Source organism: Cytobacillus sp. ABV4_503 (assembly GCF_056158445.1).
On record NZ_JBSWTH010000001.1, the window covers coordinates 1,062,512 to 1,077,610 of the forward strand.

Below are 15,099 nucleotides of genomic sequence, written 5' to 3' on the forward strand. Positions count from 1 at the left end.
CACTAAATATGGTAATTTAAAAATGTAACTAACTTTTTGAATAAAAATTAGAAATTGGTCCCTCAGCTGTATAGGAGCGTTCCTTTTAGAGGGTAACTGGCATTTTTCTAATGATCTTACTATGATGGTGGGTTTTTATGGCAAAGACAATTTCATGTTTATATAAGAATACTAGCCAGTTGAATAGATTTATAGACTTGAACGAATTGGAGGAATACCCCAATTTGCTTGTGCAGGTTTTTACAGGAAACCCTGAAAGTAAATATATCGCTAAACTTCAAAAAGAGCTGGCAGAAAGGCTTCCATTTGCAAATATAGCAGGCTGTTCGACTTCTGGTGAAATTTATGATGGCCACATAACGGAAAAACAAACAGTAATCTGCTTTACTTTTTTTGAAAAAACAGAATTAAAATCTTTCCTTTTCAACAGGAGTGATTTTAAAGATAGTTATGAAATGGGAAAAGCCTTGGCACGGGAACTTGCTATCTTCAATACAGAAGCTGTAATCATTTTCCCAGCTGGATTTGATGTGGAATCCACTGCCTTGCTGGAGGGGATAAATGAAACTCATCCGGATATTGTGATTTCAGGGGGCCTTGCAGGAGATAATGGATTATTTCAGGAGGGCTTTTCTTTTACTCAAGATGGAATCACCAGCGATGGGCTTGCAGCAGTTGCTCTTCAAAGCGGCCATCTTTCAGTCCGTCCGTTTGCAAATTATCAGTGGCAGGAGATTGGAAAAAGCTTTACTGTTACAAAGGCGGAAGGATCTATCATCTATTCTTTAGATCATAAGAAGCCCTTAAATATTCTAAAGCACTATTTGGGAGAGGCTTTTGTTAAGGATTTGCCAGAATCAGGTACTGAATTCCCATTCCTGTTAAAGTACCGCGGGGAAAAAGTGTCCGTTTTTATTATTAAATCACTCGAAACTGGTGCTATTAAAGTAAACAGAAGGGTTGAAGAAGGAGACACACTCACGTTTGCTTATGCAAATCTGGAAGACATCATTGAACGGTCTTTACAGGAATTAAAAGAGCTTGACCATCAAGCTCCTGAAAGCATATTTATATACAATTGTATGGCACGAAAACAGTTTGCAAGAGATTTTACGGAAAAAGAACTGGAAATGTTCCAGGGGATAGCCCCAGCGAATGGGTTCTTTTCTTATGGGGAAATATCTTCCCGAAAAGGCGGAGTTCCGCAGATGGTCGGACATTCTCTTACCTATCTTGCTCTATCAGAAAATAGTGCAGAATCAAAAAAAAATCGTACAAATTTATATGCTTATGAAAAAACGCCCCAATTTAAAACGATTACTTCTTTGACTCATTTAATGCATGCTTCCCAGGATGATATTAATGCATTAAACAGCAGTTTGAAAATGTCTGAGCAATATTATAAATCTCTGTTTGATAACAATGCAGATTTTGTTTATTCAACTGATTTGAAGGGGAATTTCACAAGTGTAAACCCTGCATTCGAGAAAACTTTTGGGTACAGACGGGATGAAATAATCGGAAAAACAGCTCTTTCATATGTTCGTGATGGGGATGTGCAAAGGGTCAGAATGCATTTTTACCGGGCATTAAGAGGGAAAGAGCAATATTATAACGTTTATATCGATACAAAATCTGGTGAACCCAATCTTTTTCAGCTGAAAAATATTCCGATTACTGTTAATGGGGAATGTGTAGGCATTTATGGAATTGGCAGGAATATTACAGAACAGAAAAAGATTGAAGAAAAGATAACAGAACTGGCTTTTTTCGACCGGGATACAGGGCTGCCGAATAGAATGAAGTTTACCGAACAATTGGAAATGCAATTAAAGAGAGCCAAAAAAAAACAGAAGAAAATTGCCGTTCTTTCTATTGATATCGACCGCTTTAAAATTATAAATGACAGTTTGGGGCACTTTGCTGGTGATATGGTGTTAAAGGAGATTTCCGAAAGAATAGAAAGAGTTCTGCCATCGGGTTCTTATTTGGGCAGGTTCAGCGGGGATAAGTTTACTTTGGTATTATCAAGGGATGCAACTATCGAGAAAGTTATGAAAGTATCCAAAAAGATATTAGAGGAAATATCCCATCCTATATTTCAGTCGAATCAGGAGTTTATTGTCACAGCCAGCATTGGTGCGAGCCTGCATCCAGATGATGGGTCCGATGAGCATTTGCTGCTGAAAAATGCGGATATTGCCACGAATCGCTCCAAGCAGCAAGGAGGAAACAGGGTCACCTTTTTCTCGATGGAAATGAATCAGCAGGCAATGGTCAGACTTGAGCTTGAAAGCTACTTAAGAAAAGCTTTGCAGAAAAATGAATTCTATTTATGCTATCAGCCCTTAATTGATCTTGAAACAGGCAATTTATATGGAAGCGAAGCCCTCATCCGCTGGAATCATCCAAAACTTGGCCTTGTTTCACCTGGTGAATTTATTCCTCTTGCAGAAGAGACTGGTCTCATTGAGGATATCGGCAGCTGGGTATTGCGGTCGGCTTGTAAGCAGAATAAACGGTGGCAAATGCTTGGCTATGAATCTCTCTCCATCTCGGTGAATGTATCGGCCTATCAATTCCAGCAGCCGGGATTTCTTCAAGAAGTTAAGATGGCATTGGAACTTTCCGGTATGGAGCCGCAATATTTAACATTAGAGCTGACGGAGAGCACGATGCTGAGAAATGTTGAGTACAGTATTCTAGTCATGCAGTCGCTGCAGGATATAGGAGTCAAAGTATCTATTGATGATTTTGGCACAGGCTATTCCTCTTTAAGTTATTTAAAGGATCTTCCGATCAATACATTAAAGATCGATCGGTCGTTTATTAATAATCTGCGAATAAACACATCCGATGTTGCCATTGTAAAAGCCATCATTACCATGGGGCACGGGCTTGCCGTGAAAGTCGTGGCAGAAGGGGTGGAAACACAGGAGCAGATTGAGCTTTTAAAAGAATTAAAATGCCATTATGCACAAGGCTTCTATATTCATAAGCCGCTTATGACACGTGAGTTTGAGGAAGGCTTATCTAATTATGCCCAAACGCACAGCTAGAATAAAGAAACAGCAGCACTGCCATTAAAGGCAGGCTGCTGTTTTTTTCATGAAAATAGTATAAGTTTTGAACGTCGATAACTGTCTAGCGCAAGCAGCCTACCCCCTCGAGGTCACAAGCTTGTCTTGTTGCGGTTCCTAGGGACTAGGGGTCATAAGCCGTTTCCTTTCAGAAGGAAGAACACCTTCTTACAAGAACCGTCTTATGCCTGTCGTCCCTGTGCAGTCGCCTCCACATTTCGGGCAAGCCTCCCAAAAAGGCAAAGAACGCCTTTCCGTGAGGCTCGTCTTGCGCTTGAGGCCCCCAGCATGGGGGGCATGCAGACGTTGCCACAGGACAAGGAAAGCTACGGAAGCGATACTTCGCACGACCGAAAGCGTAAGCTTTTGGGAGGACGTGGCGTTCTTAGTCTGCGTTCCTTCGTGGTCAAGGTGCTTCCGCTTTTCTTATGAAGAAATTTTTTCAATAACCATCCTTTTTCCGCTGTTTAAGGTGAATTCAAACCGGTCACTCATTTTTTCGTAATAGCAAAAATGGTGCTGCACATTGCAAATATGATCCTGGTTATCAAAAACGATGAAGTTCACACCGCTTTTTCTGTCCTTATCATTGAAAAATGCCAGCTGGTTATAGCAATAAATGCAGTCATAAACCGAAAATTGCATGGAATTTAAAGTGGTTACGAACTGATAAAAAGCATCATCATTTACTTCCTCCAGTAATCTCTCGAGGGAGAAAACAAGATGTTTTCGGATGCGGATCGAGTCCTGATTCTTCAAGTGAAATATTTCATCATCAAAGGCCACTTTGCCATCCTCGAATAAAATGCCTTTCTTCCAGCGTTTAAAGCGGAATACTTCCATTTCCTGATGGAGGAATTCATCCAATAATGATGCTTCATCTGTTTCATTGTCGAAAAACACCCATTGTTCATTAATATACTCTACAGTGCCTTCTGTAAAAGCACGGGATTGATATTCAATAAGCTTTGTTCGCTGCTGTCTATTCATATAAAACCTCCATTAACTTCCTCAACTTCTTTTTAGACAGTTTTGGCGATTTTTATAACCGCTTGTATGTGGACAATTAACTTTTTTCTAGGCTGTGCATACAATAGCATCATGAAAAATGTGCCCATGCGATTCCGCTTTGAAAGGATGATGTAAAGTGTGTGGAATAACCGGCTGGATTGATTTCCAAAAGGATTTGAGAAAAGAAACGGCAGCAATTGGCAAAATGGCGGATACGCTGGCAAAGCGGGGTCCAGATGAAACAAACATATGGACAGATGTGCATGCTGGATTCGGCCATAAAAGGTTAATCGTTGTAGACCCGGCAGGCGGAAAACAGCCAATGACTAGGAAAAAACATCAAAACCGCTATACTATTTGCTATAATGGAGAGCTTTATAATACGGAGGATCTCCGTAAAGAACTCCTTATAAAAGGATATTCGTTTGATGGCCATTCTGACACTGAGGTTTTGCTGACTTCTTATATCGAATGGGGAGAAAATTGCCTTCAATATTTGAATGGCATCTATGCATTTGCTGTATGGGATGAGGAGAAAGAACAATTATTTATAGGCAGGGACCGTTTAGGGGTTAAACCTTTATTTTACAGAGAAACGAAGCAGGGCATTATATTCGGATCTGAATTGAAGGCTATTTTGGCCCATCCTGATGTTAAAGCTGAAATCGGCAGGGATGGCCTGGCAGAAGTCTTTGGACTGGGGCCATCAAGATCCCCGGGTTCAGGAGTTTTCAAAGGCATTGACGAATTAAGACCTGCACATGCGCTGACGTTTTCAAGAAATGGACTGAAGGTATGGCGTTATTGGAATGTGAAAAGTGTGCATCATGAGGATAATGTAGAGGAAACTGCTGAACGAGTCAGAGAATTATTTACGGATGCTGTAACAAGGCAGCTGGTCTCGGATGTCCCGTTATGCACGTTCCTATCCGGCGGTGTGGATTCGAGTGCCATCACAGCCATTGCGGCAAAAGCTTACGAAAGAGATGGAAAGGGTCAATTGAACACTTATTCGATAGATTATGAGGGGAATGAGGAGTTTTTCAAGGCTAATGAGTTTCAGCCAAATTCAGATGGAGCATTTATCCAAAAGATGTCCGATACCTTTAAAACGAAACATAACAGCTGTATAATCACCCAGCAGCAGCTGGCAGAGGATTTAATCGAATCCGTGCATGTAAGGGATCTTCCTGGCATGGCTGATATCGATTCTTCCCTGCTATGGTTTTGCAGGGAAATAAAAAAGGATTTTGTTGTAAGCTTATCAGGGGAATGCGCGGATGAAATATTTGGCGGCTATCCATGGTTTCACAGAGAGGAAGACTTAAAGCGAAAGGGCTTCCCATGGATGAGGTCTCTCGAAGCCAGACAGGGACTATTGAAAGAAGATTGGAGTAAGAAACTAAATATTCATGACTATGCCATGGAGAAATATCTTCAGGCAATCTCTGAAACCCCTGTCTTAGACGGGGAGAGCAAGGAAGACGCAAGCAGGAGAGAACTTTTCTATATTAATATGACTTACTTTATGACAACCCTATTGGACCGTAAAGACAGAATGAGTATGGGGGCGAGCCTTGAAGTCCGGGTGCCTTTTGCCGACCATCGCCTGGTGGAATATGTATGGAATATTCCTTGGGAGATCAAAATGCATGGAAACCGCGAAAAAGGAATCCTGCGCAAAGCACTCGAAGGCATCCTGCCGAATGAAGTTTTATACAGAAAGAAAAGCCCGTACCCTAAAACGCATAATCCGGAATATACGGGTACAGTCCAAAAGATACTCACGGGATACTTGGAAGACCGGTCATCCGCTCTGTATGAATTCTTTGATTACAGGCAGTTGAAGAATATAATTGAATCGGGCGGTGACTCATTCCAGAAACCATGGTTTGGTCAGCTCATGACTGGACCTCAGCTGTTAGCACACCTTGCACAGATTCATATTTGGTTTAAAGACTATAATATAAATATTGCAGAATGAAAAAACAGCGGCAGTCTTTACTGCCGCTGTTTTTATGGGGTCAAACAGGCTGCCACATGACAAGGAAAATAGCGGAAGCGATACACGCACGACCAAAAGAGGCAGCTTTTGGGAGGACGTGGCGTTCTTAGTCTGCGTACCTTCGTGAGCAAGGCACTTCCGCTTTTCTTATTTAAACAGCTTTTGAAGACACGAAAGACTTGTTAACCCAGACTCTGGATTTCCAGCGCCATAACATGAGCAATCCTCTAAGCCATTCATCGGCAATAAAGGCGATCCAAATACCGGCAAGTCCCAGTCCAAAATGAATTCCAAGAACATAGGAAAGGGTGACGCTTACGCCCCACATGGACAAGATCCCCATATAAACGGGGAATTTTACATCGCCGGCTGCACGGAGGGAGTTAATGACGACCAAATTAAACGATCTGCCTGGCTCCAGGAGGATGGTCAAAAGAATGAGTACACTTCCAACCTTTATGATGTCAGGATTAGAAGTGAATATGCCCATCAATTCTTTTGAGAACAAGGAGAAAAGAACGGCAGTTCCGAACGAAATTATAATGGCAAGGCGCAGGCTTTTCATGCACCTCTTATAGGCGGCCTCATAATCCTTTCCACCTACCATATGGCCTATCAGGATTTGAGTGCCCTGGCTGATGGCGACACTGAAAAGGAAAATGAACATCATTATATTTTGAGCATAAACTTTTGCAGTCAGAGCTTCTGTACCCAGAGCAGCGATGAAAATGGTAATGACCATCTGTGACCCATTATAGGATAAATGTTCTCCTGCTGAAGGGATACCGATTCTTAAAAGATTTTTGATATGTTCCTTTGGGAAGCGGAAAAGTAAGCGGAACGGAAGTGCTTTTTCTGTTCTTCTAAGCAGGACGGCAACAGCAGCAGCAAATCCGATCAATCTGCTGACGACAGTTGAGATGGCCACTCCTTCTACACCCAATACAGGAAAACCGAATGGGCCAAAAATGAATAAATAATTGCCTATTACATTTAAAATGTTCATGCCTATGGTAATGTACATAACATCTCTGGTAAATCCATAACTTCTGATGATGGATCCAATTGTCATAATCAATGCCTGGACAAAGGAAAAGCCGCCAACGATGACCAAGTAGGCGTTTGCCTGGCTTAAAAGTTCCTCCGGCAAATCCATCAACCGAAGCAGAGGTTTGCCTGATGCGAATAGAAGGATACTTAAGATGATTCCAAATACAAGGTTTGCCCCTAAGGAGACAATTGAAATTTCAGCAGCTGTTTTATTATTTTTTGCGCCTAAATTTTGAGCGATAAGGATGGAGGTCCCAGTTGCAACAAATCCAAACATGACGATCACGAGCGAAAGGATCTGATTTGACACACCGACTGCAGCTACGGATTCATCCGAATATTGCGAGAGCATAAGCGTGTCAGCATTCCCCATAAGCATGTGAAGCAATATTTCTATAAAGATCGGCCAGGTTAATGCAAATAATGTCAATTTTTTCTGGTTTTTAGTCATGGATATTCTCCCTGTTTGCAGGTAAATTTTCATGTAAATAGGAGGGGCCGACGACAATTTAAAAACGAAAAAAGAAAAGCCTTAAGGTCTTGCCCTTAAGAACTTTCCTTAGTTCAATCAGGTTTCCTATTTATTGAAGCTGGCGGGAAAGGACAGGATTTCAAACCCCCATCCATCAAGCTGAACTTTAAGGTTCTCCGCTTCTGCTGCAAATTCTTCGTCTGTAAGCATATTCGTAATCTTTACACCCTTCAGCGGGTAAGGCAAAGTAACTTCCGTACTTTCATCCGCAGGATTGGCGAGCACAATGATTGTTTTAAAATCATCATATTTGCGGTAGGCAACTATCTTAGAATCTGTTTGAATAAATTCAAAATGGCCTTCATTTGCCAGCAGCTTTTCTTCTTTCCGCAGCCTAATAAGCTTCTGAATATGAAAATGCAAATCTCGATCCTGTTTTTCCTCATCCCATTCCATGCATTTTCTGCAGCCTGGATCCATTTCACCGCTGAGCCCAATTTCATCTCCATAATATAGGCATGGTGAACCCATAAAGGTAAATAAAAGTGTATAAATAAGTTTTACCCTGTCTTTATCATCTTCACATTCCGTTAAAATTCTGGGTGTATCATGGCTTCCAACCAGATTGAATGCAGCTTCATAGACATTGGCTGGATAACTGTGGATTTCAGCGGTCATATTATTGGCGAATTCAGTTCCGGTAATGGATTTTTTTGCAATTAAATTAAGCAAGTTGGTGGTAAAAGGATAGTTCATGACAGCATCGAACTGGTCTCCGCGCAGCCAGGGCATGGAATTGTGCCAGATTTCCCCTAATATATAGATATCAGGTTTAATTCGTTTAACAGTCTGCCTGAATTCACGCCAGAACTGATGGTCAACTTCATTGGCCACATCCAGCCGCCAGCCATCAATATCAAACTCTTCAATCCAATAACTGGCCACTTTGAGCAAATATTTTTTTACCTCGGGATTATTTGTATTCAGCTTTGGCATCTGCTCAACAAAAGCGAAGGTCTCATAATTAGGGTACTCCCCGCCTTTTAGCGGGAAACTATGCGGATGATACCAATCTTTATATTGTGATTTTTCTCCATTCTTAAGCACATCCTGAAAAGGAGGAAAGAAGTATCCGCTATGGTTAAAAACGGCATCGAGCATCACTCTAATATCCCGCTTATGGCATTCTTCAACCAGTCTTTTTAATGTATCCTTTGAACCGAACTGGGGATCAATTTCCTGATAATCTATTGTATCATATTTATGGTTGGAAAATGCCTTAAAAACAGGCGTGAAATAGATGCCGGTAATGCCAAGCTCCTGAAGATAATCCAGATGTTCAATGACACCTTCGAAATCCCCGCCAAAAAAGTTATCCTGAGAAGGCTTTTCACTGCCCCAGGGAAGTACTCCTTCGGGGTCATTGCCGGGATTTCCGTTAGCAAATCTTTCCGGGAAAATCTGATACCAGACCGTATCCTTCACCCAGGCAGGAGCTTTAAATACTTCTTCATGATGGAGATAAGGAAAGTTGAAATAATAACCTGAATCAGAAGGAGCCTCCTCGTAAAAACCTTTTTCAGTCAAAATTAATTCTTCTTCACCAGATTTTAATCGAAAGCCGTATCTTGATCTTCTAAATGGCGGGTCAATATAGGCATGCCAATAATCATGAATGCCATCAGAGCCGGATTTCTTCATATCAGTATTTTCATACTGCCATTTTCCATCCGCCCACAGGTATTGGTCACCGTGTATTAATGTGACTTCAGAAACATCATCTTTCTTTGTTTGCAGTCTAATATGTAAGGTTTTCTTGTTGATAGGATAAACATAATGATCAGCTGGGTAATGTATGATAGCTGCCTTTTCCATTGAAATTCCCCTTTCAAAAGTGCAATCGCTTGCATTATACCATATGAAAGAAATGAAAATATAGAAGAGAAATGAGGATCAATCTTTTAAAATTTATTTTCGCTTAAAAATATTTAGAAAAAAGTAGTTGTAAAAGCCCAAAAACCTTGTATAATAAAAATTAGAAATTGTGCAATCGTTTTCATTAAGCGGTTTCATTGGATAATAGTTTAAGTGAACGCTCATTTTTTTAGAAATAGATTAAAGCGTTTACAATTTTGTGCAAACGGTTGTACGTTTACATTAATCAACAGATCTATTTAAAGGGGGCAATATCATGAAAAAGTCACTATCTTTCTTTATGATGCTGGTATTGGTGATCGGAATGCTGGCAGCTTGCGGTCCTCAGCGTGAGGCACAGCCGGAAAACACAGATAAAGATAACGGCACAGGCGAAAACCAGGCTGAAGAGCCAAAACCTGAAAAATTAGTAGTTTGGGAAGACACAGATAAAGGCGTAGCTTTAAAGCCTGCCATTGAGTCTTTTGAAAAAGAGTATGGAATTAAAGTTGAATTTAAAGAGTTGGGCATGGCAGATAAGATCCGTGACCAATTAAGACTTGATGGACCTGCCGGAAATGCACCTGACGTTGTTACACTTCCTCATGACCAAATTGGCCAGGTTGTAACTGAAGGTCTTCTTCAGGAAATCAAAGTAGAAGACAGCGTTCTTGATACTTTCACAGAATCATCCATCACTGCTCAAATGTTTGACGGAAAACTCTATGGTCTTCCAAAAGCAACTGAAACACCAGTTTTCATCTATAATAAAGCATTAATGGAAAAAGCTCCTGAAACAATGGAAGAGCTTTATACTCAAGCTAAAAAATTGACGACTGGCGGACAGTATGGATTCCTGGCTCTATTCGACAATTTCTATTTCGCACACGGACCTATTGCTGGCATGGGCGGATATGTTTTCAAGGAAAATGACGGTGCATTAGACCGTGAAGATGTAGGCTTAAACAACGAAGGCGCTGTTGAAGGTGCTGAGTTCATTCAAAAATGGTACGGTGAAGGCTTATTCCCTAAAGGAATCATCGGGGAAAGCGGTGGAGCAGCAATGGATGGCCTATTCAATGAAGGAAAAGCTGCTTCTGTTATGAATGGTCCATGGGCACTTCAAGGTATGAAGGATGCAGGAATTGAGGTTGGCGTTTCTGTAATGCCAAAGCTTCCAAACGGTGAGCCTGTTAAAACATTCATGGGTGTTAAAGGCTGGCATGTAACTGCATTCACTAAAAATCCTTATTGGGCAACAAAATTTGTTGAGCATATAACAAATGAAGAAAACTCAAAAATCCGTTTTGAGACAACTCAGGAAATCCCTCCTGTAAAATCTCTTATTGAAGACCCTGTAATTGCAGACAATGAAGCTGCAAAAGCAGTTGCTGAGCAATCTCAATATGCTGTTCCAATGCCAAACATTCCTGAAATGGCTGAAGTTTGGGGACCAATGGCCTCCGCACTTCAAACAATTGCAACAGGGAAAGCGGAGCCAAAAGCAGCACTTGATGATGCAGTAAAAACCATTAAAACAAACATCGAAACAAATCATCCTGCCAAGTAAAGCTTGACAGACAAAGGGCGGTACCTCCCGGGAGGTATTGCCCATCATTTTTATAGAAAGAAAATAAAAGCGGCCAGAAGCCGCTTTCCTGTTCTTCTTAAAAGCAACCGCTTGCACAAAAAACAGCCGCTATTATCTTGGAAATGAATTATACTAATAGAAAATACTTTCTCCTATAAAGAAAGGGGAGGCCAAGCCATATGGACACAGAAAAAATGACATCCAATTATGGAAGAAATGCTGCTCTATTATCCATCCTGCCTGGATTTGGACAGTTTTATAATAAACAGTTCGTAAAAGGTGCCATATTCTTAATTCTTACGGTTTCGTTCTTTGCAGCATTCTATGACACACTGAATTGGGGATTCTGGGGACTTATTACACTGGGGGAAATTCCAGTTCTGGACCACTCGATTTTTCTCCTGATCGATGGAATTATTGCACTGATTGTAACAGCTTTGGGACTTATCATATATGCATTCAATATTTATGACGCATATAATAATGGAAAAAAGCGTGATTTGGGGCTGAAATTAAACAGTGTCAGAGAACAGTACCACAATCTCCTTGATAATGGTTTTCCATACTTAATGATATCACCGGGATTTTTTCTCTTAGTTTTCGTAGTTATTTTTCCTATCTTATTCGTAGTTCTTCTTGCATTTACAAACTATGATCTATATCATTCTCCGCCTGCAAAACTGGTAGATTGGGTTGGCATACAAAATTTTATCGATATCTTTAAGCTGGATTTATGGAGAAAAACCTTCTTTGGCGTAATGGGCTGGACAATAGTGTGGACATTCGTAGCTACCACTTTGCAGGTGGCTCTGGGTATTTTCCTGGCAATTCTCGTTAACCAGAAGGATCTTAAAGGAAAAGCGATTATCCGAACAATCTTCATTCTTCCTTGGGCAGTTCCTGCATTTATATCAATCCTGATTTTCTCAGGCATGTTTAATGAGACTTTCGGTGTAATTAATAAAACGATACTGGATGCGATTGGCATCGGTCCCATTCCATGGATGACAGAGGAAAACTGGACACGTTTAGCCTTGATTTTTATTCAGTCATGGCTTGGCTTCCCATTCATTTTTGCCATGACAACAGGTGTGCTGCAGTCAATTCCGGATGAGCTTTATGAAGCTGCAACAGTTGATGGTGCAACAATTTTGCAGAAATTTTCAAAGATCACTCTGCCGCTGGTTCTTTTTGCAACGGCACCCATTATCATTACTCAGTATACATTCAACTTCAACAACTTTAATGTAATCTTCTTGTTCAATGGCGGTGGACCGGCCATTCCAGGCCAAAACGCCGGCGGTTCGGATATTCTTATATCCTGGATTTATAAACTGACAATGACTTCTGCCCAATACGGCAAAGCAGCAGCGGTAACCATGATTCTGTCACTCATCGTCATCACTGTAGCTCTATGGCAGTTTAGAAGAACAAAATCATTCCAAGAAGAGGATTTGATGTAGCTATGAGCATGAAGAAAAATAAAATAATCCGGCTGACTTTTTCATATGCAATCATTGCCTTAATGAGCTTTATAGTGATTTATCCGCTTTTGTGGGTAGTGGGTTCTTCCTTAAACCCAGGCCAAAGTTTGTCGGGATCCACAATGTTTCCTGAAAATCCGACCTTAGATCATTACAAATATCTTTTTGATTCAGATAAGTCCAATTATGTTAAATGGTACTGGAATTCTTTGAAAATAAGTACACTGACCATGATTTTAACCGTTATTACAGTGTCCTTCACTGCGTACTCATTTTCCCGTTACCGCTTTATCGGAAGGAAAAATGGATTATTAACTTTCCTGATACTGCAAATGATACCTAACTTTGCAGCACTGATTGCCATTTTTGTATTAGCGACAAGAACTGGTTTAATTGATACTCATCTTGGATTGATCCTTGTGTATGTCGGCGGACAGATTCCAATGAATACTTGGCTGATGAAGGGCTATCTCGATACGATTCCTAAAGAACTTGATGAATCTGCGAAAATGGATGGTGCGAGCCATCTGCGTGTCTTCTGGCAAATTGTTATGCCGCTCGCAAAACCAATTGTTGCGGTAGTTGCCCTATTTTCTTTCATTGCTCCTTTTGGGGATTTCATCCTTGCCAGAATTTTATTAAGAACAGATGAAAAGTTCACAATGGCTGTAGGTTTGTATGAAATGGTGGCGAAGCAATTTGGAAATGAATTCACAAAATTTGCAGCTGGCTCTGTTTTAATTGCGATTCCGATTGCTGCACTGTTCCTTATGTTCCAAAAATACTTTGTATCTGGTTTGACGGCAGGGGGAACAAAAGGCTAATCTTAAAGGGCTGAAACTTTACTGGCCGCTGCAGTCTGCGAACTGGATTGCAGGTCTCTCAGCGGCTTGAAAAATGAAGGAGGAGCGGCGATGAAAAAAGGAATCATAACCTTCATCTTAATCCCGTTTCTTCTTTTTTATGCCCTGCCGGCAGGAGCAGCTGAAAAAGAAGAGCGTAAATGGCAAGATGAAACATTTTATTTTTTAATGGTTGACCGATTTAGCAATGGAGATCCAAACAATGACTTTAAAGTCGAGGTTCAGGACCCCAAAGCTTATCATGGCGGAGATTTTAAGGGGATTACAGAACGCCTGGATTATATTAAAGATATGGGGTTTACAGCAATTTGGCTGACTCCCGTTTTCGATAATGAAGAGAAGGGCTATCACGGTTACTGGGTTAAAGATTTTTATAACACGGAAGAACACTTTGGCACAATGGATGAGTTCAAACAGTTAGTCCAGGAAGCTCACAAAAGAGATATGAAAGTGATTTTGGACTTCGTAGTAAACCATGTGAGCTCCAATCACGAATGGGTTAATGACCCCGGGAAAAAGGATTGGTTCCATGAAAAACAAGATATCATGAACTGGACGAATCAATCTGAGATTGAAAATGGCTGGATTTATGGACTCCCTGATTTGAAGCAGGAAAATCCAGAGGTGCAAAATTATTTAATTGATGCAGCAAAGTGGTGGATCGAAGAAACGGATATTGATGGATATAGACTTGATACTGTCAAGCATGTTCCAAAATCATTCTGGATTGATTTCGCCAAAAATGTAAAGTCAGTAAAAGAAGACTTTTATTTGCTTGGGGAAGTGTGGTCGGATGATCCAAAATATATTGCTGAATATGAAAAAACAGGGATTGACGGCTTTGTTGATTATCCTTTAAATGATCATTTAAGAACTGCCTTTGCAGAGCCTGGCAAGTCGTTAAGCTGGCTTTTTGCAAGCTGGGACCAAAATAAGGCATTTTATGAAAATCCCTATCTAATGGGAAGCTTCATGGATAATCATGATACTGTCAGGTTCACCAGGGATGCTATCACAAAAAATCATCATCCGGGCCCAAGATGGAAACTTGCCTTAACATACATGTATACCACACCTGGGATTCCCATTGTCTATTATGGAAGTGAAATAGCTATGGATGGGGGTGAGGACCCTGATAACCGCAGGCAAATGGATTTCCGAACAGATAAAGAACTGATTGATTATATCGCAAAACTTGGGGAAGTTAGGCAATTGCTGCCATCTTTAACAAGGGGCGACATGGAACTGCTGGAGGAAAAGGACGGTTTTGCCGTTTATAAGCGGACTTACGAAGATGAAACATCGGTTATAGCGATCAATAATTCAACAAAGTCACAGAAAGCGGTACTTGATTCCACTCAATTAAAAGCAGGAAAAGAGCTTCGCGGCATGATTGCTGATGATCTCATCCGAGAAAAAGACGGTAAATATGAGTTAATCATTGACCGGGAAGAGGCTGAAGTATATGTTCTGGCAGAAAAATCAGGATTGAATATTCCGCTGATTGCAGCTCTCGCAGCAGTTTATTCTGCTTTTATGATTTTTATCTATCTATTATGGAAGCGGTCAAAAAAGAAGAAATCCGAGTAATTTTGGCATTAGAGCCTCCCCTTCTTCCTATTCCTGTTA

9 protein-coding genes are annotated in these 15,099 nt (G+C 40.8%); 6 read left to right on the forward strand and 3 right to left on the reverse strand.

Going from position 1 to position 15,099, the window contains the following annotated elements:
- The first annotated feature begins 137 nt into the window (after positions 1-137).
- Positions 138-3,059 carry an EAL domain-containing protein gene (locus ACXAD1_RS05485; RefSeq protein WP_206835185.1) on the forward strand — a complete coding sequence of 974 codons (2,922 nt, stop codon included), beginning with the start codon at positions 138-140 and terminating at the stop codon, positions 3,057-3,059.
- 447 nt (positions 3,060-3,506) lie between these two features.
- Here the strand turns inward: ACXAD1_RS05485 and ACXAD1_RS05490 are convergent, their stop codons facing one another.
- Positions 3,507-4,070 (reverse strand): DUF2777 domain-containing protein, encoded by a 564-nt coding sequence (locus ACXAD1_RS05490; protein ID WP_206835188.1) that lies wholly within the window; start codon positions 4,068-4,070, stop codon positions 3,507-3,509.
- Between the two features lie 157 nt (positions 4,071-4,227).
- Between ACXAD1_RS05490 and asnB the strand changes: the two genes are divergently transcribed.
- Positions 4,228-6,075 (forward strand): asparagine synthase (glutamine-hydrolyzing), encoded by a 1,848-nt coding sequence (gene asnB, locus ACXAD1_RS05495; protein WP_206835191.1) that lies wholly within the window; start codon positions 4,228-4,230, stop codon positions 6,073-6,075.
- 172 nt (positions 6,076-6,247) lie between these two features.
- On the opposite strand, the gene ACXAD1_RS05500 is transcribed toward asnB, so the two are convergent.
- Together ACXAD1_RS05500 and ACXAD1_RS05505 are read right to left on the reverse strand one after the other, a co-directional pair.
- Positions 6,248-7,597, reverse strand: a complete 1,350-nt coding sequence (locus ACXAD1_RS05500) for an MATE family efflux transporter (RefSeq protein WP_206835193.1) — start codon at positions 7,595-7,597, stop codon at positions 6,248-6,250.
- A 126-nt stretch (positions 7,598-7,723) separates the two neighbouring features.
- Positions 7,724-9,493 (reverse strand): alpha-glycosidase, encoded by a 1,770-nt coding sequence (locus tag ACXAD1_RS05505; RefSeq protein ID WP_474909615.1) that lies wholly within the window; start codon positions 9,491-9,493, stop codon positions 7,724-7,726.
- A 316-nt stretch (positions 9,494-9,809) separates the two neighbouring features.
- Between ACXAD1_RS05505 and ACXAD1_RS05510 the strand changes: the two genes are divergently transcribed.
- The 4 genes from ACXAD1_RS05510 (at position 9,810) to ACXAD1_RS05525 (ending at position 15,060) form a co-directional block, all read left to right on the forward strand.
- A complete protein-coding gene (locus ACXAD1_RS05510; protein ID WP_474909616.1) occupies positions 9,810-11,102 on the forward strand; it encodes an extracellular solute-binding protein in 1,293 nt (430 codons plus the stop codon).
- 200 nt (positions 11,103-11,302) lie between these two features.
- Positions 11,303-12,586 carry a carbohydrate ABC transporter permease gene (locus tag ACXAD1_RS05515; protein WP_206835200.1) on the forward strand — a complete coding sequence of 428 codons (1,284 nt, stop codon included), beginning with the start codon at positions 11,303-11,305 and terminating at the stop codon, positions 12,584-12,586.
- A 2-nt stretch (positions 12,587-12,588) separates the two neighbouring features.
- Positions 12,589-13,431, forward strand: coding sequence for a sugar ABC transporter permease (locus tag ACXAD1_RS05520; protein ID WP_206835202.1), 843 nt, complete (start codon positions 12,589-12,591; stop codon positions 13,429-13,431).
- Positions 13,432-13,521: 90 nt separating this feature from the next.
- Positions 13,522-15,060, forward strand: a complete 1,539-nt coding sequence (locus tag ACXAD1_RS05525) for an alpha-amylase family glycosyl hydrolase (RefSeq protein WP_474909617.1) — start codon at positions 13,522-13,524, stop codon at positions 15,058-15,060.
- The last annotated feature ends 39 nt before the right edge of the window (positions 15,061-15,099 follow it).

What these genes read in the sequence shown, in the direction of transcription:
- ACXAD1_RS05485 (WP_206835185.1), top strand. Translation starts at nt 138, where the DNA reads ATGGCAAAGACAATTTCATGTTTATATAAGAATACTAGCCAGTTGAAT.
- ACXAD1_RS05490 (WP_206835188.1), bottom strand. Translation starts at nt 4,070, where the DNA reads ATGAATAGACAGCAGCGAACAAAGCTTATTGAATATCAATCCCGTGCT.
- ACXAD1_RS05500 (WP_206835193.1), bottom strand. Translation starts at nt 7,597, where the DNA reads ATGACTAAAAACCAGAAAAAATTGACATTATTTGCATTAACCTGGCCG.
- ACXAD1_RS05505 (WP_474909615.1), bottom strand. Translation starts at nt 9,493, where the DNA reads ATGGAAAAGGCAGCTATCATACATTACCCAGCTGATCATTATGTTTAT.
- ACXAD1_RS05510 (WP_474909616.1), top strand. Translation starts at nt 9,810, where the DNA reads ATGAAAAAGTCACTATCTTTCTTTATGATGCTGGTATTGGTGATCGGA.
- ACXAD1_RS05515 (WP_206835200.1), top strand. Translation starts at nt 11,303, where the DNA reads ATGGACACAGAAAAAATGACATCCAATTATGGAAGAAATGCTGCTCTA.
- ACXAD1_RS05520 (WP_206835202.1), top strand. Translation starts at nt 12,589, where the DNA reads ATGAGCATGAAGAAAAATAAAATAATCCGGCTGACTTTTTCATATGCA.
- ACXAD1_RS05525 (WP_474909617.1), top strand. Translation starts at nt 13,522, where the DNA reads ATGAAAAAAGGAATCATAACCTTCATCTTAATCCCGTTTCTTCTTTTT.